17 protein-coding genes and 1 tRNA gene are annotated in these 20,115 nt (G+C 73.0%); 14 read left to right on the forward strand and 4 right to left on the reverse strand.

Annotation, left to right across the window (positions count from 1 at the left end; all coding sequences use genetic code 11):
- Positions 1 to 27: 27 nt before the first annotated feature.
- Entirely contained in the window at positions 28 to 837 is an 810-nt protein-coding gene (locus ACZ4MU_RS23855; protein WP_467879986.1) for a helix-turn-helix transcriptional regulator, read from the forward strand.
- Positions 838 to 1,081: 244 nt separating this feature from the next.
- Positions 1,082 to 2,257, forward strand: coding sequence for a nitric oxide synthase oxygenase (locus tag ACZ4MU_RS23860; RefSeq protein WP_467880431.1), 1,176 nt, complete (start codon positions 1,082 to 1,084; stop codon positions 2,255 to 2,257).
- A gap of 362 nt (positions 2,258 to 2,619) precedes the next feature.
- Here the strand turns inward: ACZ4MU_RS23860 and ACZ4MU_RS23865 are convergent, their stop codons facing one another.
- On the reverse strand, positions 2,620 to 3,054 hold the full coding sequence (locus ACZ4MU_RS23865; RefSeq protein ID WP_467879989.1) for a MarR family winged helix-turn-helix transcriptional regulator: 435 nt from the start codon (positions 3,052 to 3,054) through the stop codon (positions 2,620 to 2,622).
- Between the two features lie 174 nt (positions 3,055 to 3,228).
- Here ACZ4MU_RS23865 and ACZ4MU_RS23870 point away from each other — a divergent pair, with 174 nt between their 5' ends.
- From ACZ4MU_RS23870 to ACZ4MU_RS23920, 11 genes are all read left to right on the forward strand, one after another.
- Positions 3,229 to 4,509 carry a Glu/Leu/Phe/Val dehydrogenase dimerization domain-containing protein gene (locus ACZ4MU_RS23870; protein WP_467879991.1) on the forward strand — a complete coding sequence of 427 codons (1,281 nt, stop codon included), beginning with the start codon at positions 3,229 to 3,231 and terminating at the stop codon, positions 4,507 to 4,509.
- On the forward strand, positions 4,506 to 5,975 hold the full coding sequence (locus ACZ4MU_RS23875; protein WP_467879993.1) for a class-II fumarase/aspartase family protein: 1,470 nt from the start codon (positions 4,506 to 4,508) through the stop codon (positions 5,973 to 5,975). Before ACZ4MU_RS23870 ends, ACZ4MU_RS23875 begins: the two co-directional genes overlap by 4 nt.
- Positions 5,972 to 6,589, forward strand: coding sequence for an MPN domain-containing protein (locus ACZ4MU_RS23880; protein ID WP_467879995.1), 618 nt, complete (start codon positions 5,972 to 5,974; stop codon positions 6,587 to 6,589). Before ACZ4MU_RS23875 ends, ACZ4MU_RS23880 begins: the two co-directional genes overlap by 4 nt.
- 68 nt (positions 6,590 to 6,657) lie before the next feature.
- Positions 6,658 to 7,344, forward strand: a complete 687-nt coding sequence (locus tag ACZ4MU_RS23885; protein WP_467879997.1) for an FmdE family protein — start codon at positions 6,658 to 6,660, stop codon at positions 7,342 to 7,344.
- A gap of 44 nt (positions 7,345 to 7,388) precedes the next feature.
- Positions 7,389 to 8,246 (forward strand): NAD(P)H-binding protein, encoded by an 858-nt coding sequence (locus ACZ4MU_RS23890; protein WP_467880000.1) that lies wholly within the window; start codon positions 7,389 to 7,391, stop codon positions 8,244 to 8,246.
- Between the two features lie 4 nt (positions 8,247 to 8,250).
- Positions 8,251 to 9,132, forward strand: a complete 882-nt coding sequence (locus tag ACZ4MU_RS23895; protein WP_467880002.1) for an inositol monophosphatase family protein — start codon at positions 8,251 to 8,253, stop codon at positions 9,130 to 9,132.
- A 215-nt stretch (positions 9,133 to 9,347) separates the two neighbouring features.
- Complete coding sequence (locus ACZ4MU_RS23900) at positions 9,348 to 10,445, forward strand: phenazine biosynthesis protein (RefSeq protein ID WP_467880005.1); 1,098 nt, start codon at positions 9,348 to 9,350, stop codon at positions 10,443 to 10,445.
- Positions 10,445 to 11,821, forward strand: a complete 1,377-nt coding sequence (locus tag ACZ4MU_RS23905; RefSeq protein WP_467880008.1) for an aldehyde dehydrogenase family protein — start codon at positions 10,445 to 10,447, stop codon at positions 11,819 to 11,821. Before ACZ4MU_RS23900 ends, ACZ4MU_RS23905 begins: the two co-directional genes overlap by 1 nt.
- Positions 11,822 to 11,890: 69 nt before the next feature.
- Positions 11,891 to 12,616, forward strand: coding sequence for an SDR family NAD(P)-dependent oxidoreductase (locus ACZ4MU_RS23910; protein ID WP_467880011.1), 726 nt, complete (start codon positions 11,891 to 11,893; stop codon positions 12,614 to 12,616).
- A 75-nt stretch (positions 12,617 to 12,691) separates the two neighbouring features.
- Positions 12,692 to 13,054, forward strand: a complete 363-nt coding sequence (locus ACZ4MU_RS23915) for an ArsR/SmtB family transcription factor (protein WP_467880013.1) — start codon at positions 12,692 to 12,694, stop codon at positions 13,052 to 13,054.
- A 112-nt stretch (positions 13,055 to 13,166) separates the two neighbouring features.
- Complete coding sequence (locus ACZ4MU_RS23920) at positions 13,167 to 14,417, forward strand: MFS transporter (protein WP_467880017.1); 1,251 nt, start codon at positions 13,167 to 13,169, stop codon at positions 14,415 to 14,417.
- Positions 14,418 to 14,522: 105 nt separating this feature from the next.
- Here the strand turns inward: ACZ4MU_RS23920 and ACZ4MU_RS23925 are convergent, their stop codons facing one another.
- The 3 genes from ACZ4MU_RS23925 to ACZ4MU_RS23935 form a co-directional block, all read right to left on the reverse strand.
- On the reverse strand, positions 14,523 to 16,742 hold the full coding sequence (locus ACZ4MU_RS23925) for an NADP-dependent isocitrate dehydrogenase (RefSeq protein WP_467880020.1): 2,220 nt from the start codon (positions 16,740 to 16,742) through the stop codon (positions 14,523 to 14,525).
- 179 nt (positions 16,743 to 16,921) lie between these two features.
- Positions 16,922 to 16,998, reverse strand: a tRNA-Pro gene (locus tag ACZ4MU_RS23930).
- Between the two features lie 69 nt (positions 16,999 to 17,067).
- Positions 17,068 to 18,291 carry a Gfo/Idh/MocA family protein gene (locus ACZ4MU_RS23935; RefSeq protein WP_467880023.1) on the reverse strand — a complete coding sequence of 408 codons (1,224 nt, stop codon included), beginning with the start codon at positions 18,289 to 18,291 and terminating at the stop codon, positions 17,068 to 17,070.
- Positions 18,292 to 18,899: 608 nt separating this feature from the next.
- Between ACZ4MU_RS23935 and ACZ4MU_RS23940 the strand changes: the two genes are divergently transcribed.
- Positions 18,900 to 20,105: an acyl-CoA dehydrogenase family protein gene (locus tag ACZ4MU_RS23940; protein WP_467880026.1), complete on the forward strand. Its 1,206-nt coding sequence runs from the start codon at positions 18,900 to 18,902 to the stop codon at positions 20,103 to 20,105.
- The last annotated feature ends 10 nt before the right edge of the window (positions 20,106 to 20,115 follow it).

Consider the following 20,115-nt stretch of genomic DNA (forward strand, 5'->3'; position numbering starts at 1 on the left):
GGCGGGCTTCCGATAAAGTGCCGAGCTGTGCCGATATTCCGCCACGGACCGCCGCACATCCCCACCACCACCCGGTATCTCGCCCCGGGGACGGGCGTGCGGGCGCACCGTCACGAGGTGCACCAGGTCGTCTACGCGGGCCGGGGCGTGCTGTCGGTGACGACGGAGGCGGGCACCTGGGTGGCCCCGGCCACCCGCGCGATCTGGGTGCCCGCCGGGACGCCGCACGAGCACCGGGCGTACGGCGAGACCGATCTGCACACCGTCGGCGTCCCGGTGGACCGGGATCCGCTCGGGCTCGCCCGGCCCGCGGTCCTGGCGGTGGGGCCGCTGCTGCGGGAGCTGGTCATCGCGTACAGCGCGCCGGGGCCGAGGGGGACGCCCGAGGCCGACCGGATGCTGGCGGTCGTCCTGGACCAGCTGCGGCACGCGCCGGAGCAGCCGCTGCACCTGCCCACGGCCCGCGACCCCCGGCTCGCGGCGCTCTGCGCGATCCTGGACGAGGACCCGGCCGACCCCCGGCCGCTGGCAGAGCTCGGCGCGGCGGTGGGGGCGAGCGCACGCACCCTGGCCCGGCTCTTCCGCGCCGAGATGGGCATGACGTTTCCGCAGTGGCGCACCCAACTGCGGCTCCACCACGCGCTGGTGCTGCTCTCGGGGGACGCCACGGTGACCTCGGTGGCCCGGCGGTGCGGCTGGTCCTCGACGAGCGCGTTCATCGACGTCTTCCGCCGGGCGTTCGGGCACACACCGGGGGCACGGCGGGCGGGGCCGGGGCCCACCGCGCCCGGCACCGTTGTACCGCACAGGTTTACCCCGGGCCCAACGGTCGGTTGACGCCGAGCACATGCGGCCCTTGCCACCATGGGGGCAGGCCCCTGGGGGCCGGGGGGTCGGCAGGGACCGGGGGTCACGGGGGTGCCCCCGGTCCCCCGCACTTGGGCCTGGGCCCGATCAAAAACAGTCATCGCGCGATCCGAACACGCCATTGCCCATCACTGCTCCGCAACGGCCGCCCTGCGCCCACGGTTCGCGGGCATCATCGGCCCACCGATCGTCGTTGGGCCCGGAGGTGCGCGTGATACGGAAATTCCTCGCCAGGCCGAGGCACCCCGCGAGCGGCGGCCCGGGCCCGGCCGAGGCGGCGCTGTGGGGGGAGGCCGCCGAGTTCGTCCGTCTGCACCGCGCGGAGGAGCCCGCGTCCGGCACGCCGGAGCGCCGGCTCGCGGAGATACGCGACGAGATCCGGGCCACCGGGACCTACCGGCACACCACCGAGGAGCTGGAGTTCGGCGCCCGGGTGGCCTGGCGCAACAGCAACCGCTGCATAGGGCGCCTGTACTGGCGTTCGCTGCGGGTGCGCGACCTGCGCCACCTCACCGACGCCGAACCGATCGCCGCGGCGTGCGCCGGACATCTGCGCGAGGCCACCAACGGCGGCCGGATCCGGCCCCTGATCACCGTCTTCGCCCCCGAGGCGCCGGGCCGCCCGGCGCCGCGCATCTGGAACGAGCAGCTCATCCGGTACGCGGGCTACCGCACCCCCGACGGCCGCGTCCTGGGCGACCCGCGCAACACCGGGCTCACGGACCTGGCGCTGCGCCTGGGCTGGCCGGGCGGGCCGCGCACCGCCTTCGACGTACTGCCGCTGATCGTCGAGGGCGTCGACGACAAGCCGCGGACCTTCGAGCTGCCCGCCGACGCGGTCCTCGAAGTGCCCCTCGACCACCCCGAGGACGACTGGGGCCGCGCGTGGGGGCTGCGCTGGCACGCCGTGCCCGCGATCTCCGGGATGTGCCTGGAGATCGGCGGCATCCACTATCCGGCGGCGCCGTTCAACGGCTGGTACATGGGCACCGAGATCGGCGCCCGCAACCTCGCCGACACCGACCGCTACGACCTGCTGCCGCGCGTCGCCGAACGGCTGGGTCTCGACACCGCGGACGACCGCTCGCTGTGGAAGGACCGGGCCCTGGTCGAGCTCAACCGGGCGGTGCTGCACTCCTTCGACCGGGCCGGTGTGACCATGGCCGACCACCACACCGAGTCCCGGCGCTTCTTACGCCATCTGGAGCGCGAGGAGCACAAGGGGCGTTCGGTGCCCGCCGACTGGTCCTGGATCGTGCCCCCGATGTCCGGCGCGACCACCGAGGTCTTCCACCGCACCTACGACACGGCGGAGCTGCGGCCGGGGTTCGCGCACCATCCCGAAGCGGCCGCCCGAGCCCGCGGCGAATCGATTCCGCGCATGTCGTGATGCTCTTCCCGGCCACCGGCGGAGGAGGTGCGTAGGGGGGCGCGGGGCCGCGGGCGTACCGCGGTGTCCCCCGCGGGACTGAGATGCTCTGGTACTTCCGTCTGCCGGTGCCGTCCGGCCGTCGGCCCGAACCCCTTGATGTGGGCGGCCGCCCCGGCCCCCTCAGGGGGCGGGGCCGCTCCGGGCGCCGTCCGCGGGGGCCCGGCGGGCTGGAGGCGGCACGGGCGGCATGACGAAGGGAGCATTGCCAGACTGGCGTAATTGCACACGATGCGCAAGAGTGACGCACCGCAATGGGCCGACGAAGGATCACATCGGCCGGCCCGCACGGGAGCCGGGCGATCCGGCAGGGCCCGCGACCGCTACAGAGCTGTCGACTCGTCCGCGACCGCGAGCCGCTGCAGCAGTTCGCGCAGTACGTCGCGCTCCGCCGCCGACAGGGGCTGCAGGAACGATTCATGGACCTTGACCATCAGGTCTCCCGCATCCCGCAGACACACGGTGCCCCGGTCGGTCAGATAGAGCGCGAAGGTCCTGCGGTCGGAACCGCGACGGCGCTCCAGGAGATCCTTGCGCTCCAGGTCGTCGACGAGCCCGACGATGGTCGTGCGGTCGATGCGCAGGGTCTGGCCGACCATCCGCTGGTTGATCCCGGGCTCGGAGTCCACCACGTTCAGCACGCCGAACTGACGCAGCGTGATGTCCAGGTGACCCAGGGCCTGCTCGGCCTGCTCGGTGAAGCGCTGGCCGGCCTTGCGGAGAAGGAACCCGTGCCAGCCCTGCAACCCTGGGAACAACGGCTGTGTCCCACTGTTCGGTTCCCTCTTCGCCACCACTTTTTCGGTTCACCCTCCAGTGGTGACGGTCCATCATGAGGGCCGCGCAACGGGGCCCTTGACTCTCCAGTCACCGGTCGGCCATGCTCCCGATCTGACAGAGCACCTGATTGTCACTGTAGCAGACAATCTATCTTGCTCAATCCGCGCGCCCTCATCCGCGCGATCTTCATGACCTACGGGGGAACCATGGTCAGCGTCATCGAGTATGTCGATCCGGTCGAGCACTGCCCCGGTTACCTGGTGTACGACGCCACCGACTGCCGCCTCGCGGCGGGCGGGTGCCGTATGCAGGCCGGACTCACCGCCGAAACCCTCCGGACCCTCGCGGGACGCATGACGCTCAAGCAGCGCGTGCTCGGGGTCAACGTCGACGGCGCCAAGTGCGGCATCGCCTACGTCCCGCACGGACCGCACCGCGTGGAGGTGCTGCGCCGCTTCGTCGGCTTCCTGGCCGAGGAGCTGAGCACCCGCTTCAGCATGGGGTGCGACATGGGCACCCGGTTCGAGGAGCTCGACCGGATGGCCGGGGCGCTCGGGATCGGCTCCGCCAAGATCGCCGTCCGGCGGGCGCAGCGGATCACCGACCGCGAGTTCCGCGCCCGGATGGGGCTGCTCGACACCCGCGTCGGTCTGCTCACCCTCGGCCAGCGCCGGGCGGGCCAGGCCCTCGCCCACTCCGCGCTCGCCGCCACCGCCCACACCGGCCACCGCGACAGCCGGGTCAGCGTCGCCCTCCAGGGCTTCGGCAACCTGGGGCGGGCCGCCGCGCTCGCCCTGCTGGAGGCGGGCGTCCGCATCACGGTCGTCGCCGACGAGTACGGCTGCGCGGTCGACCCGCGCGGTCTGGACATCGCCCGGATGCTCACCCTCGACCAGCGCCGCCCGGTCCAGAGCCTGCTGGCCGAGCCGATGCGGCTGCCCCGCGAGGCCCTGTTCGAGCTGCCCGCCGACGTCCTGGTCCTCGCGGGCGGCGAGGACGCGGTCACGGCCGAGCGCGCGGCGGTGCTGCCGGTGCCGATCGTGGCCGTGGGCGCCAACTGCGGGCTGAGCCCCACCGCCGAGCGGCTGCTCCTGGACCGCGGGGTCGTGGTCGTCCCCGACTTCATCGGCGGGATCGGCGGCTCGGCGTCGATGGAGGCGCTCTTCGGCCCGCCCGCCACACCGACGGCGCCCGAGGTGCTCGACACCATCGGGGCGATGATGCGCGAGCTCGTCGGGGACATCCTCTGCGGAGCGCGCGACCGGCGGGTGAGCCCCCGTCAGGTGGCCGCCGGAATCGCCGCGTCGGCGATCGTCTCGCCCGGCGAGAAGCCGTATGGCGCAAGTCCGTACCGCCCGGTCCGCCCCGCTCCGCGGGGCAGCCGGGGGCGTTCCGTCCGTACTCCGCAGAAGTCCGAGAGGCGACCGTCATGACCACCGCACCCTCGCCCGAGACCCCGGCCACCCGTCCCGCCCCCGCCCCCGAGGCCACCGAGTGCGCCCACTTACGCAGCCACATCACCGACTCGCGCTTCTACGGGCACCGGTACAGCACCCAGGCCAGCCACCGCATCTTCTGTGACCGATGTCGCTACCAACGGTGGCTCGACGTCGAGGCGGCGCTCGCCCTGAGCCAGGGCGAACTGGGCATCATCCCGGCGGCGGCCGCCCGGATGATCGCGGAGGCCGCCGACGTGGACCGGCTCGACCTGGCCGCGATCCAGGCGGAGATCCGCCGCACCAGCCACTCCCTCGTCGGCTTCCTCCGCGTCTTCCAGGCCTCCTGCGAGGGCGGCGCGGGTGAGTACGTGCACTACGGCGCCACCACCCAGGACATCCAGGACACCGCGCAGGTCCTGGAGATGCGGGACGTCCTGGACGAGATGGAGAACCTGCTGCGGGGACTCGCCGGCCGGCTCGCCGAGCTGGCCGAGACCAACGGCGCCACCGTGGCCCTGGGCCGCACCCACGCCCAGCCCGCCCTGCCGATGGGCTTCGGGATCAAGATCGCCAGCTGGCTGGACGAGATCGTCCGGCATCTGGAGCGCATCGAGCAGCTGCGGCCCCGGGTGCTGGCGGCGCAGCTCTTCGGCGGAGTCGGCACCATGGCCGGGTTCGGCGACCGGGCGCTGCCGCTCCTGGACGCGTTCGCCGCCCGGCTCGGCCTGGCGGCTCCGGCGGTCGGCTGGCACGTGTCACGGGACCGGATCGTGGAGTTCGTGTCCACGCTGGCGATGGTGGCGGGGACGATGGGCCGGATCGGCGACGAGGTGCGCGTCCTGTCCCGGCCCGAGTTCGGCGAGCTGGAGATCGGCTGGCGGCACGGCCAGGTCGGCAGCAGCACCATGCCGCACAAGCGCAACCCGGAGGCCTGCGAGCAGGCCGTGGTCATGGCCCGCCTCGCGGCGGCCCAGATGGCGAACGCCCTGGCCTGCATGGGCGGCGACCACGAACGCGACTCGCGGGCGCTGCGCATCGAATGGGCCTGCGTGCCCGACGCCTCGCACTACGCGCTGTCGGCGTGCGAGATCGTCACGCACCTGGTGAGCGGCCTCGCGGTGCGCCCGGAGCGGCTGCGGACCAATGTCGCCGCGGTCGCCGAGCAGATCGCCACCGAGAAGCTGATGCTCGCGCTCGGCAAGCACATAGGGAAGCAGACCGCCCACGAGTACGTGTACGAACTCGTGCAGGCCGCGCGGGACAACGGCACGTCCATGCGCGAGGTGACCGGCCGCGACGGCCTCGCGGGCGCGCCGCTGGACGCCGCCGCCCTCGACGAGATCTTCGACCCGGCGACCTATCTGGGCCAGTCGGTGGCGCTGACCGGCCGGGCGGTGGCCGGGGCGCGCGAGGTCCTGGCCCGGCCCGCGCTCCACACGGAAGGCGGCGACGCGCGGTGAGCGCCGCGCTCGCCCCGGCCGAGTCCGGCACCGTGGAGATATCCCGGGCGCGCGAGATCGTCTTCCCGCGTCCGCTCTACTCCAGCCTGGTGGCCCACGCCGTACGGAAGTTCACCGGCCACTACCTGGCGGGCGAGACCGAGGAGCGCAAGGCGTTCGGGATGCTCGCGGGCCGTCCGGTGCCGGGCGGCATCCAGGTGGGCTCCGTCTTCCCGCTCATCGTCAACATGCGCCACGACAGCGGCCACCGGGCCCGGATGGACGAGGTGGTCGAGGAGCACGCCATCCCGTCCGAGACCCCGATGGAGCAGCGCGGCTGGATCGCCGACCCGCGCGAGCTGATGGCCATCGACGACGCCTGCGACGACGCCGGCTGGATCCTGTTCGGCAACTACCACACCCACCGGGTGCCGTGGCCGCACGATCCGCTGCGGGACACCTGCACCCATCTGGACCGGGTGCTGGCAGCCGAGTCGGGCCAGTGGACGTTCATCCTCTCCGTCGTCGATCTGCACCGGCCCCTGCTGCGGGCGTTCTTCGAGGGCGACAACGACCGCGAGGCGACCGTCCGCATCGTCCCGCCGCTGCCCGGCATGCGCGCGGCCCGCGACTGAACCGCCCGGTCCCCCGCGCCGTACCGAACCCTTCCGCGTCCCATCCGTACATCCGTAAAGAGGTCGTCATGGATCGCACCCAGGCATACAACGACGTCATCCGCTTCCACGGCCACGAGTGCCCCGGCGCCGCCTTCGGCGTCCGCGTCGCCGAGGCCGCCCTCGCCTCGCTGGACCTCAAGGACCCGGGCACGCCCCTGGTCCTGGTCTCCGAGACCGACGCGTGCGCGGTCGACGCGCTCCAGGTGCTCACGGGCTGTACGTACGGCAAGCGCAACCTGATCCACCAGGACGCGGGCCGCAACGTCTTCACGCTCTGGGAGCGCGACGGCTCCCAGGGGGTGCGGATACGGGCGAAGGCGGACAGCATCGTCTTCCGCACCGAGGAGATCTGGGCGCTGGCCGGCCGGATCGACGACGGCACCGCGACCCTGGAGGACGAGGCGGCCTTCGCCCGGCTCCAGGGCGAGCGGATCTCGAAGCTGTTGAGCGTGGCGGACGAGGAGATCCTCGCGGTCGAGAAGGTGCAGACCCCGGCGCCGGGCGTCAAGCACCTGGCCCGCACCGACCTCTGTGTGGACTGCGGTGAGCCCACCAGCGTGGAGACGCTGCACGACCACCGGGGCCGCATGGTCTGCCCGGCCTGCCATCTGGCCGCGCACGGCGGGGTGCTGCCCGAGGGCCACGGCGACCACGGCCACCACCCGCAGAGCCACAAGCACCACCACGGCCACCAGCACGAGCACAAGCACTGACCGATGCCGACCGAGCGCGTACGTGCGGAAGGGGCCCTGCGGCCGTGACAGTGTTCGTGATCGGCGCGGCGGGCGGACTGGGGCAGCTGGTGGTCCGGGCGCTGCGGGAGCGTGAGGTGGAGGTGGCCGTCCTGGCGCGGGACCCCGAGCGGGTCCCGGCCGGGCCGGGCGTGCGGGTGGTGGCCGGGGACCTCTCGGACCCGGACCCGGTCAGGGCGGCGGCCGAGGGCTGCGCGAGTGTGTTCCTCTCGGCCGCCTGCGACGTGGAGTGCCAGAGCGCCGCGGTGGACGTCGCCGCCGACGTCGGCGCGCGGCTGGTGAAGATGTCTCCGTGGCAGGCGGCGGTACGGGAGGACAGCCCGGCGCCCGGGGCCCGCCACCACTGGATCACCGAGCGGTATCTGGCCAAGCGGGACCTGCCGTACACGATCCTCTCCCCCAGCTACCCGATGCAGGAGCTGATCCGGCACTACGCGCCCGAGGTGCGGCGGCGCGGGGTGCTGGTGGACCCGGCGGGCGGGCGCGGGGTGAGCGTCGTCGACGAGCACGACGTGGCGCAGGCCGCGGCGCGGGTACTGACCGAGCCGGGGCACGAGGGCTGCACCTACGCCCTGACCGGCCCGGCCGCGCCCACCTTCGCCGAGCTCGCCGAGGTGCTGGCGGGGCTGAGGTCGGCGCCGGTCTCGGCGCGGGAGCTCGCCGGGGCGGAGCTCGCGGCCTGGCTGGCGCGGGAGCACCGGCCGTGGGAGGCCGAACTGGACGCGCTCTTCGGGCAGTTCCGCCAGGGCGCGGGCGAGCCGGTCACCGACGACGTGCGCCGGCTCACCGGGCACGAGCCGCGCCCGGTCGCGGACTTCCTCAAGGCCCACCTCCAGCACTTCCTGCCGGACCCGGAGGGCTGAGCCGATGTCCGTGACCCCGCGCGCCGCCGAGCGGACGGTCGTCGCCGACGACTTCTTCGCCGCGGGCTTCGCCGCCCGCTCGGCGGTCGCGGCCGGACGGCTCCTCCTCGATCTGCGGATGCAGCACGAGGACGGCCTGGCCCCCGGCGGCGCCAAGATGGCGCAGCTCGGCCGGACCTGGTCCGGCCTGCTGCTGCGCAACCGGATCCGCGCCCGCTATCCGCGTGACGGGATGCTCACCGGCCCGGCCGACCGGGCGCCGGAGTCCCTGCGCAGACGCCGGGTGTGGCTGGTGGAGCCGCTGGACTCGGCCGAGGAGTACCACGCGGGCGGCGATCCGCACTGGTCGGTGCAGCTGGCGCTCTGGGAGCGGGAGCGGGGAGTGGTGGCCGCGGCCGTCGCGGTCCCCGCGCTGTGCGAGGTGGTGTGCACGGCGGACCGGGACGCGGGGTGGCGCCGTCCCCGGCCGGTCCCCCGCCGGCGGCCCAGGGTGGTGGTCGACACCCGCAATCCGGCCGCGTTCGCCCGTACGGTGGTGCGCCAGACCGGGGCCGAGCTGGTCCCGATGGGCTCGCCCGGCGCCAAGGTCCTGGCGGTGGTCCAGGGCGAGGCCGACGCCTACATCCACACCGCGGGCGCCTGGGAGTGGGGCGACGAGGCGCTGTTCCGGGTGGCGCGGGCGGCCGGGCTCCAGGTGAGCAGGCTGCACCCGCCGCAGGAGGAGCGGCCCGGTCCGGCGGAGCCCGGCCGGCGCGCGCCCCTGGCGGTGATCTGCCGCCCGGCGCTCACCCGGGCGCTCCTGACGGCCTTCGCGGTCCACGGCATCCGCCCCGCCGGGGCGCTGCCCGCGCCCCGGGCCCGCCCGGGGCCGGCGGCCGCGGGGTGAGGCCGGGGGGCCGGGCCCGGCCCCCCGGCCGATCGGGGCGCCGCCTCCGCGCGGCCGACTCCCCACCGGCGGCGCGGGCAGTCTTGACGCCCCTTCCCGCACTCAACATACTGCCAACAATCAGCACCTCTGACAATCAGCCACCTGTTCTACGCCCGCCGCGTGTCGAGACGCCGGGTCGCCGATCCCTTGAGAACGGACAGGACCGAACCGAGATGGCCGACGACTTCACTTCCGTGTTCGAGCCCCCACTTGACCAGCTGCCCGACATCGACGACCTCGTCCGCGCGACCATGGAGTGGCACTTCTCGCCGCTGACCGGCAGCCCGTACTGGGTCGAACGCGCCAAGGGCTTCTCCTTCGATCCGCGCACCGACGTCCAGTGCCTGGCGGACCTGCGCCTGTTCGCGGACGTGCCGGTCGACTGGAGCGCGATACCCGCCGACCGGCTGGTGCCGCGCGGCAGCGCGCCGGGCACGCGGTACGGGATCTACGAGTCGGGCGGGGCCACCGGCGCGCCCAAGCGGATCGTGGACGCCACCTCGCGGCGCCGCAACGTCCAGTGGCAGAGCCTGATGCTCGACGAGCAGGGGTTCCCCTCCGGCGACGGCAACTGGCTGCACATCGGCCCCACCGGACCGCACGTCATGGCCAAGAACATCGGCACCCTCTCCGAACTGCGCGGCATGCTCTGCTACTTCGTCGACCTCGACCCGCGCTGGGTGCGCCGCTGTGTCGGCGAGGGACGCCCGAGCGAGTTCCGCCGCTATGTCGACCACATCCTCGACCAGGTCAAGGACGTCCTGCGCACCCAGGACATCCGGGGCATCTCCACCACCCCGCGCATCCTGGAGTCCATCAGCGCGCGCGAGGACGTGTACGCCCTGCTGCGCGAGAGCGTGCGCGGCATCATCTGGGGCGGCACCAGCATGGACGGCGAGACCCTGCGCCTGCTGGACGAGGAGATGTTCCCCCGGGCCAGGCTCGCCGGCGCGTACGGCAACACCATGATGGGCGTGGCGCCCCAGCGCACCCCGCGCCCCGGCGACGCGGCGCCGTGCGTCTTCCGCCCCTTCTATCCGTACACCGTCGTCGAACTCGTCGACCCCGCCCGGCCCGACCGGATCGTCCGCGACGACGAGGACGGCCGGGTCGTCATCACCGTGCTGACCCGGGACTACTTCACCCCGCCGACCCTGGAGCGGGACCTGGCGACCCGCCGCGCCTCGGCCGACGGCTTCGGCGGCATCGAGCTCTCCGGAGTGCGCCCGTACGAGTCGGCGGACACCTCCGTGGTCGAAGGGGTGTACTGATGGCCGAGGCCAAGGACCTGCACGAGATACCGCTGATCCGGGCGGGCCTGCCCCGGCAGTCGGCCGAGCGCGCCGAACTCGCGGGCGTCGACGGCACCCCGCTGGCGCTGGTCCACCTCGCCCCGCCGCTGCTCGCCCGGCTGACGGTGGCGGACGCGCGGGCCGGGGCCGAGCGGACACCGGAGCCAGAGCGCATCGCGGCGGCGGGCGAGCTCTTCGCGAGCGCGGCCCTGGGCGGGCTGAGCCCGCGGGCCTACTGCGAACTCCAGTCCCGGGTCGCGGGGGTGCCCATCGCGGTGGCCCGGCACTCGCTGCACGACGTCGCGGAGACGTTCGCGAACGTGGGGGCGAAGTTCCTCGCCGAGCGCCCGGCCGGCATCGCGGCCGCGACCGTCCCCGGCGAGATCTCCACGGTGTGGACGCGGCGCGGCGACGTCCTCGCCGTGATCGCGCCCAGCAACAACCCCGGGACGCACACCCAGTGGCTCACCGCGCTGGCCTGCGGGTACCGGCTGGTGGTGCGGCCGGGGACGCGCGATCCGTTCACCCCGGCCCGGATGATCGCCGCGCTCCTGGACGCGGGCGTCGCCCCGCACTACCTCTCCCTGCTGCCCGGCAGCCACGCCACCGGGGACGCGCTGGTGGAGGCGGCCGATCTGAGCCTGGTCTTCGGCGGGGACGCGGCGGCCCGGCGCTACGGCGAGGACCGCCGGGTCATCCTGCGCGGCCCGGGCCGCTCCAAGCTGCTGCACACCGGGGAGATCACCGAGCAGACCGTCGACGTGATCTGCCGCTCGGTGGGCTACGACGCGGGGATGCGCTGCACCAACGCGACCGCCGTGTTCACCGACGCCGACCCGGCGGCGCTGGCCGCGGCCGTGGCCGAGCGGCTCGCCCGGCTGACCGCGGCGCCGCCCCAGTCGCCCGAGGCGCAGGTGCCGGTGCTGCCGCTGGCGCAGGCCCGAGCGCTGCGGGAGCATCTGACGGCGCGGCTCGACGGGGCGGTCGACGTGGCCGCCGCGCTGTATCCCGAAGGGCCGGTGGCGGACCTCGGGGACGGGTCGGCCGCGCTGCGCCCCGCCGTCCTGCTCTGCGACCGCCCGGACCACCCCGGCGCCCGGATCGAGCTCTCGTTCCCGTGCGTGTGGATCCTGCCGTGGCGGCGCGAGGAGGGGTTCGGCCCGCTGCGGGACACCCTCGCCCTCACCATCCTCGGCGGCGACGAGCCGCTGGCGCGCGAGGCGCTGCGGGAGCGGTCGATCCGCAAGGTCCTGCTGGGCCCGATCCCCACGTACCAGGCGGGCCGGACCAGTCCGCACGACGGCTATCTGAGCCACGACCTGATGGAGGCCCGGGCCTTCGGCACCTCGGCCTGAGACGCGGCCCGCGAGCCGCCCGCGCGACCCCGCCCCACCTCGTTGCAACGACCCCTGGAGTGTGTGGAGATGACTCGAACCGTCCTGGTGACCGGCGGCGGCACCGGCATCGGCAAGGCGATAGCCGCGGCCTTCCTCGCCGACGGCGACCACGTCGTCATCAGCGGCCGCCGCGAGGACGTACTGCTGCGTGCCGCCGAGGAGTTGGAGGGCCAGGTGACGGCGCTGGCCTGCGACGTCACCGACCCCGAGCAGCTGGAGGGCTTCCGCGAGCGGCTGCCCGACGTACTGCACGTCCTGGTCAACAACGCCGGCGGCAACCGGGAGTTCGACGCCCCGCCCCCGGGCGATCTGCGCACGCTGGCCGAACGGTGGCGGGCGAACCTGGAGGCGAACCTGCTGGGCGCCGTGCTGACCACGGCCGCCGTCGACAAACAGCTCGCCTCCGGCGGCGCCGTGATCAACATCAGCTCCTTCGCGGCCGACCGGGGCGCGGGCTCGTACGGCGCCGCCAAGGCGGCCATGAACAGCTGGAACATCTTCGCCGCCCGCCAGCTCGGGCCGCGCGGGGTGACCTGCAACGTGGTCGCGCCGGGCTACGTGGACAAGACGGAGTTCTTCCGCGACCGCCGCTCGGAGCAGTTCCACGAGGCCCGGGTGGCGGAGACCATGCTGGGCCGGGCCGGACAGCCCGAGGACATGGCGGCGGTCGTCCGCTTCCTCGCCTCGCCCGCCGCCCGCCACATCACCGGGCAGGTCGTCCGGGTCGACGGCGGCGTGATCCCCACCCGGTGAGAGCCCGTCGCTGAGCGGCGGACCGGTGCGGGCCGGCCACCCGGCGAGCCCGTACCGGACCTCTACGATGGGCGCATGAGCGCGAGCAAGCACCTGACGGATGCGCACTCCCCGCACCCGCGCACCACCGGCGAGGACGAGCGCCTGGACGTCGCGGTCGCCGTACTGACGCTGCTCGCGGACCGCACCCGGCTCGCCCTGCTCAAGGAGCTGGGCGCGGGCGAGGCCGATGTCACCACCCTCACCGAGGCCTGCGGGGCCGCCCGCCCCTCGGTCAGCCAGCACCTGGCCAAGCTGCGTCTGGCCGGTCTGGTGGCGACCCGCAAGGACGGCCGGCGGGTGGTCTACTCGCTGCGCCACGGCCATCTGCGCCGCCTGGTCGACGAGGCCATGAACGTCGCCGACCACCAGCTCGGCGCCCTCCCACCGCACGACTGACCCGCCCGCCCCCCGCGCCCCGGGGTGAGGACCCGGTCAACATGTGCATAAGTACGCACGCATTGGTTACGATGGTGGTGCCCGCACCTTCTCGTGCCCCCGGGACGGTCCCATGCTGTCCGTACTGCGCAACCGCACCTACCGCCACCTGTTCACCGCACAGGTCGTCGCGCTCCTCGGCACCGGCCTCGCCACCGTCGCGCTCGGCCTGCTCGCGTACGACATGGCGGGCGGCCGCGCCTCGGCCGTCCTCGGCACCGCGCTGGCGATCAAGATGGTGGCGTACGTGGGCGTCGCCCCGCTCGTCGGCGCCTTCGCCCATCGCGTCCCGCGCCGGGCCCTGCTCGTGGCGAGCGACCTGATCCGCGCGGGCGTGGCCCTCACGCTGCCGTTCGTCTCCCAGGTCTGGCAGGTGTACGTCCTGATCTTCCTGCTCCAGGCGGCCTCGGCCGCCTTCACACCGGTCTTCCAGGCGACCGTGCCCGAGGTGCTGCCCGCCGAGCGCGACTACACCCACGCCCTGTCCATGTCCCGCCTCGCCTACGACCTGGAGAGCCTGCTGAGCCCCGCGCTCGCGGCCCTGCTGCTGACGGCGGTCTCCTACCACTGGCTCTTCGCGGGCACGACCCTGGGCTTCCTGGCCTCCGCGGCCCTGGTGGTGTCGGCCTTGCTGCCCCGACCGGCACCGGTGGCGCGCACCGGCGGCGCGTACGCCAAGGCGGCCTCGGGGACGCGACTGTTCTGGGCGGAGCCGCGGCTGCGAGCGCTGATCGCCCTCGACCTCGCGGTGGCGGCGGCGGGCGCGATGGTGTTCGTCAACACGGTGGTCGTGGTGCGCGGCCACTTCCACGAGCCCGCGGGCGCGGTCTCGCTGGCCCTCGGCGCCTACGGCGCGGGCTCCATCGCCGCCGCCCTGTGGCTGCCCCGTCTGCTGGGCCGGGCGAGCGACCGCGCGGTGATGCTCCGGGCCGCCTACGCCCTGCCGGGCGTCCTGGTAGCGGTGGCGCTCACCACCCTGGCCCCGGCGGGGAGGTGGAGCTGGGCGGGAATGCTGGCGACCTGGGCGGCGATCGGCGCGGCGAGTTCGGCGGTGCTGACCCCCGGCGGGCGGCTGATCCGGCGCTGCGCGCCCGCGGCCGAACTGCCGGCCGCGTTCGCCGCCCAGTTCTCGCTCTCCCACGGCTGCTGGCTGCTGACGTATCCGCTGGCGGGATGGCTGGCGGCGGGGGCCGGAGTGCCGGTGACGGCCGGGGTGCTGGGGGTGCTCTCGCTGGGGGCGGCGGGGGCGGCGACGGTGGTGTGGCCATCCGAACGCGCGCCGGAGCACGCCGCCGTACGCCGTGCGACGGCCGCCGTACGCTGACAGCACGTCCTGTCCTGTCCGGTCCTCTCCTGTCCCTCCCGGGAAAAGGGGACCGCCCCGGCCGGGCGTGGTGGCCGGTCGGGGCGGTCGGGGTGCCACCGGCGGTCAGGCCAGCAGCGCGAGGGCCTCGTTGAAGGTCTTCGACGGACGCATGACCGCCGCCGCCTTCGCCGGGTCGGGCTGGTAGTAGCCGCCGATCTCGGCCGGGGAGCCCTGGACGGCGATCAGCTCGGAGACGATGGTCTCCTCCTGCTCGGCCAGCGTCTTGGCCAGCGGCGCGAAGGCCTGCGCGAGCTGGGCGTCGTCGGTCTGCTTGGCCAGCTCCTGGGCCCAGTACAGGGCCAGGTAGAAGTGGCTGCCGCGGTTGTCGATGCCGCCGAGCTTGCGGCTGGGGGACTTGTCCTCGTTGAGGAAGGCACCCGTGGCGCGGTCGAGCGTGTCGGCGAGGACCTGGGCCCGCGCGTTGCCCTTGGTCGTGGCCAGGTGCTCGAAGCTGACCGCGAGCGCCAGGAACTCGCCCAGGCTGTCCCAGCGCAGGTAGTTCTCCTTGACCAGCTGCTGGACGTGCTTGGGCGCGGAGCCGCCGGCGCCCGTCTCGAAGAGGCCGCCGCCGTTCATCAGCGGGACCACCGAGAGCATCTTGGCGCTGGTGCCCAGCTCCAGGATCGGGAACAGGTCGGTGAGGTAGTCGCGCAGCACGTTGCCGGTGACGGAGATCGTGTTCTCGCCGCGGCGGATGCGCTCCACCGACAGCTTGGTGGCCTCGACCGGGGCGAGGATCCGGATGTCCAGGCCGTCGGTGTCGTGCTCGCCCAGGTACTGCCGGACCTTGGCGATCAGGTTGGCGTCGTGGGCGCGGGTCTCGTCGAGCCAGAAGACGGCCGGGTCACCGGTGGCACGGGCGCGGGTGACGGCGAGCTTCACCCAGTCCTTGATCGGCGCGTCCTTGGTCTGGCAGGCGCGGAAGATGTCGCCGGCCGAGACGGCCTGCTCCAGGACCACGTCGCCGTTCTGGTCGACCAGGCGGACGGTGCCGGTGGTGGCGATCTCGAAGGTCTTGTCGTGGCTGCCGTACTCCTCGGCCTTCTGCGCCATGAGGCCGACGTTCGGCACCGAGCCCATGGTCGCCGGGTCGTAGGCGCCGTGGGCGCGGCAGTCCTCGATCACGGCCTGGTAGACGCCGGAGTAGGAGGAGTCCGGGAGCACCGCGAGGGTGTCGGCCTCCTGGCCGTCCGGGCCCCACATGTGGCCGGAGGTGCGGATCATGGCCGGCATGGAGGCGTCCACGATGACGTCGGACGGCACGTGCAGGTTGGTGATGCCCTTGTCGGAGTCGACCATGGCGAGCGCGGGGCCCTCGGCCAGCTCGGCGTCGAAGGAGGCCTTGATCTCGTCGCCGTTCGGCAGGGCCGAGAGGCCCGCGAGGATGCCGCCCAGGCCGTCGTTGGGCGTCAGGCCCGCGGCGGCGAGCGCCTCGCCGTACTTGGCGAAGGTGCCCGGGAAGAAGGCGCGCACGACGTGACCGAAGACGATCGGGTCGGAGACCTTCATCATCGTGGCCTTGAGGTGCACGGAGAACAGCACGTCCTCCTGCTTGGCACGGGCGATCTGCGCGGTCAGGAACTCGCGCAGCGCGGCGACGCGCATCACCGAGGCGTCGACGACCTCGCCGGCCAGGACCGGTACCGACTCGCGCAGCACGGTGGTCGAGCCGTCGTCGCCCTTGAGCTCGATGCGCAGCGTGCCGTCGGCCGGCATGACCGCGGACTTCTCCGTGGAGCGGAAGTCGTTCTCGCCCATCGTCGCCACGTTCGTCTTGGACTCGGCGGTCCAGGCGCCCATGCGGTGCGGGTGGGCCTTGGCGTAGTTCTTCACCGAGGCGGGGGCGCGGCGGTCGGAGTTGCCCTCGCGCAGCACCGGGTTCACGGCGCTGCCCTTGACCTTGTCGTAGCGGGCGCGGATGTCGCGCTCCTCGTCGGTCCGCGGGTCGTCCGGGTAGGCCGGCAGCGCGTAGCCCTGCGCCTGCAGCTCGGCGATGGCGGCCTTGAGCTGCGGGATCGAGGCCGAGATGTTCGGCAGCTTGATGATGTTGGCATCGGGCGTCTTCGCCAGCTCGCCGAGCTCGGCGAGGGCGTCGTCGATGCGCTGCCCCTCCTGGAGGTACTCCGGGAAGAGGGCGATGATCCGCCCGGCCAGCGAGATGTCCCGCGTCTCCACAGTGACCCCGGCCGTCGAGGCATACGCCTGGACCACAGGCAGGAACGAGTACGTCGCCAGCGCGGGCGCCTCGTCAGTGTGGGTGTAGATGATGGTCGAGTCAGTCACCGGGTGCTCCACTCCACGTATGCAACATTGCTCGACATCAAGATATCTCGTGGCGGGCCCGGGCCGGACAGGGCCCTGCCCCGGGGTGGCGGCGGCGGGAGGGGACCGCGAACGGGGTGAAAACACACGGAAAGCCGCCTTCTCCGATGGAGAAGACGGCTTCCGACCTGCGAAAACGCTGGTCGGGACGACAGGATTTGAACCTGCGACCCCTTGACCCCCAGTCAAGTGCGCTACCAAGCTGCGCCACGTCCCGATGCCCGTCTGACCTGGGGTTTCCCCGGGCCGAACGTGCACGAGAACAATACCGCACTTCGACCGGTGGTCACGAACCGCTTTCGGCCTTCGGGTCCGGCGCCGGGGTCCCGCGCCGCTGGCCGCCCGCGAAATACGCCACGAGATCCGGGGACGGCGGCTCCACCCGGCGGGGCGCGCCGCCGTCGCGCAGGGACATGGTCGCCTCGTAGCCCGCCGCCACCGCCATCCGCGCGGCGACCGGCGAGGTGTCGGTGGGGCCGCCCTCGCGGGCGAACCGCAGGAACTCGTCCATCAGCAGCGGGTCCGCCCCGCCGTGCCCCGAGTCGTCCCGGGCACGCGGCACCTCGTGGATCTCGTCGGGCTCGTCCCGGAAGTGGGAGCGCCGGGCGTTCCACACCTTGACCCGGCTGCCCGGCCCGTCGCCGAAGTTCTCCAGGCGGCCCGCGTCCCCGATGACGGTGTAGTTGCGCCAGTAGTCGGGAGTGAAGTGGCACTGCTGGTAGGCGGCGAGCACACCGTTGTCCAGACGCATGTTCAGCAGGGAGACGTCCTCGATGTCGATCACCGGGTTGAGCGCCCGCTGGGTGTGCGGCGGCCAGTGGCCGTCCTTGGTGTACCAGTCGTCCGCCTTGGGCTCCCCCGCCGCGCGGCGGTGCGGGTTGTCCCCGTAGACCATGAGGTCACCCATCGCCTGGACGTCGCGCGCGTAGCCGCCGGCCAGCCAGTGCAGCACGTCGATGTCGTGGGCGGCCTTCTGGAGCAGCAGACCGGTGGTGCGGGCGCGCTCGGCGTGCCAGTCCTTGAAGTACCAGTCGCCGCCGTAGCCGACGAAATGGCGGATCCACACCGTCTTGACCGCCCCGATCGTCCCGCGCTCGACGAGGTCGCGCATCAGGCGGACCACCGGCATGTGGCGCATGTTGTGGCCGACGTACAGCCGCGACCCGGTCTCGTAGGCCGTCCGCAGGATCGTGTCGCAGCGCTCGACCGAGATGTCCAGGGGCTTCTCCACCAGGACGGACTTGCCGGTGCGCAGGGCCGCGCAGGCGAGGTCGGCGTGGGTGTGGTCGGGGGTGAGGACGAGCAGGGCGTCGATGTCGGGGTCCTCGACGACCTTGCGGTGGTCGCCGGTCAGGGCGGCGTCGGGGAAGGCACCGGCCGCCTTCTCGCGGGCCCGCTGGTCGGGGTCGGCGAGCGCGGTGACGACGGAGCCGCGGCCGGGGCGGTGGGCGACGCGGGCGAGGCTGCCGCGCAGGCCGTAGCCGAGGACGCCGATACGGAGGTCGGTCATGGTCAACTTCCCTGAGGTGCGGGCGGGATGGCCCTTCAAGAGGGTAGTCCGGTGCCCGGTGACGGCATCGGCGCCCGACCCGGTGCCGCGCGCCGGAGCGCGCGCCTGCGACAACGCTTTCGCGCCATCTCCGCCGGCTCCCACCCCAAGGCGCCGGTCCACGGCTCTGCCCGACGGCCGCCGGGTGAAGCGATCAGGTTCGCACAGGCGCGGGCCTTGCGGCGGATGGCCGAAGGGCCCCCTCACGCCTTCGCGCGCGGCCTTCCCGCGCCCTCCCGGGGGTTCCTCGATGCCATTTCCGCGCCCGTCCGGGACCAGAACCTGTCCCTCAGTGCCGTATGCCCACGAAACCTTTGCCGTTGGCATGTGGCAGGAAGTCGAGACCGGGGAATGCCAACCGAGTGGAACCGGGGAGGCCAACCTCACAGAACACACCAGTAGTCAAACGTCAACGCGCTGAGTTTCAGCCAAAGTTGACAAGCACGTTGTAGCGCCACCGAATGATCAACAGCATGAGGGAGTCGGCCTCTTCGGGACGGGGACCACTGCCGATGCACCACCTGCTCGGACACCGTGACGAGCAGGCGTTTCGCGGAGGAGGGCTCGCCTTGGACGGATACTTCAGCAGCCGCCCGCACCATCAACTACGGGAGCGTGTACGGCAGTTCGCGGAACACGAGATCCGGCCCCGGATAGCGGCGATGGAGGCGGCGCGCTCCGTCCAGTACGACCTGTCTCGCCTCATCGCCCGGCAGGGCTGGATAGGGGCCACCGTCAGCCCGTCGTACGGAGGGATGGGAGTCGGACACCTCGGGAAGACGATCATCATCGAGGAACTGTCCCGGGTCAGCGGCGCCATGGGCGCGATGGCGCAGGCCTCCCAGCTGGGGGTGGCCAAGATAGTCCACTTCGGCAGCGAGGAGCAGAAGAAGCACTGGCTGCCCGCGATCGCCGCCGGTGACTGCCTGCCCACCATCGCGGTCACCGAGCCCGAGTCCGGCGGGCATGTGCTCGGAATGACGGCGAGCGCGGTCCGCGACGGCGACAGCTATGTCCTCAACGGCCGCAAGGTGTACGTGGGGAACAGCCATGTCGGGGATGTGCACGGCGTGGTCGTCCGCACCGGCCCCGGCTCGCGGGGGCTGACCGCCTTCCTCGTGGAGTCCGACCGGCCCGGGTTCTCCCTCGGTCCCGAGCGCGACACGATGGGCCTGCACGGCTTCAGCTTCGGGGAGCTCCGCTTCGACAACTGCCGGGTGCCGGTGGAGAGCCGCCTGGGCGTGGAGGGCGACGGGCTCGCCGTGGCCTACTCCTCCAGCGTCCTGTACGGCCGGGCCAATCTGACGGCCGTGTCGCTGGGCATCCACCGGGCGATCCTGGAGGAGACCAGCAGGTTCTGCGCGGAGCGCGTCCGCTACGGAAAACCGCTGTACGAACTGCCCAACATCAAGATCAAGCTGGGCCAGCTCCAGTCCCGGCTGATGACGGCCCGGCTCGCCGCGTACCACGCGGTGCATCTGCTCGACCAGGGCCTGCCCTGCGACGCCGAGCTGATGAACGCCAAGGTGGTCAACGTCGAGTCCACGCTCGACTCGGCCCGCGGCGCCATGGAGATCCACGCGGCGGCCGGTCTCTTCACCGACTGCCCCATCGAGCGGTATCTGCGCGACGCGCACCACATCTTCGCCCCGGCCGGCACCACGGACGTCCAGCTGCTGCGGCTGGCGGAGGTGGCGCTGGGCACGGCGAAGGGCCAGTGGTCCCAGCGGCTCTCCGACGTCGTACGCACGGACGAGTTCGCGGCGGCCCACTGACCGCGCGGAC

This window comes from Streptomyces sp. NPDC026377, assembly GCF_055567715.1.

Bases quoted from the DNA above. Each gene is read 5' to 3' on its own strand.
- ACZ4MU_RS23875 (WP_467879993.1), top strand. From the start codon at position 4,506: ATGACCACCGCACCCTCGCCCGAGACCCCGGCCACCCGTCCCGCCCCC.
- ACZ4MU_RS23885 (WP_467879997.1), top strand. From the start codon at position 6,658: ATGGATCGCACCCAGGCATACAACGACGTCATCCGCTTCCACGGCCAC.
- ACZ4MU_RS23895 (WP_467880002.1), top strand. From the start codon at position 8,251: ATGTCCGTGACCCCGCGCGCCGCCGAGCGGACGGTCGTCGCCGACGAC.
- ACZ4MU_RS23900 (WP_467880005.1), top strand. From the start codon at position 9,348: ATGGCCGACGACTTCACTTCCGTGTTCGAGCCCCCACTTGACCAGCTG.
- ACZ4MU_RS23905 (WP_467880008.1), top strand. From the start codon at position 10,445: ATGGCCGAGGCCAAGGACCTGCACGAGATACCGCTGATCCGGGCGGGC.
- ACZ4MU_RS23910 (WP_467880011.1), top strand. From the start codon at position 11,891: ATGACTCGAACCGTCCTGGTGACCGGCGGCGGCACCGGCATCGGCAAG.
- ACZ4MU_RS23915 (WP_467880013.1), top strand. From the start codon at position 12,692: ATGAGCGCGAGCAAGCACCTGACGGATGCGCACTCCCCGCACCCGCGC.
- ACZ4MU_RS23920 (WP_467880017.1), top strand. From the start codon at position 13,167: ATGCTGTCCGTACTGCGCAACCGCACCTACCGCCACCTGTTCACCGCA.
- ACZ4MU_RS23935 (WP_467880023.1), bottom strand. From the start codon at position 18,291: ATGACCGACCTCCGTATCGGCGTCCTCGGCTACGGCCTGCGCGGCAGC.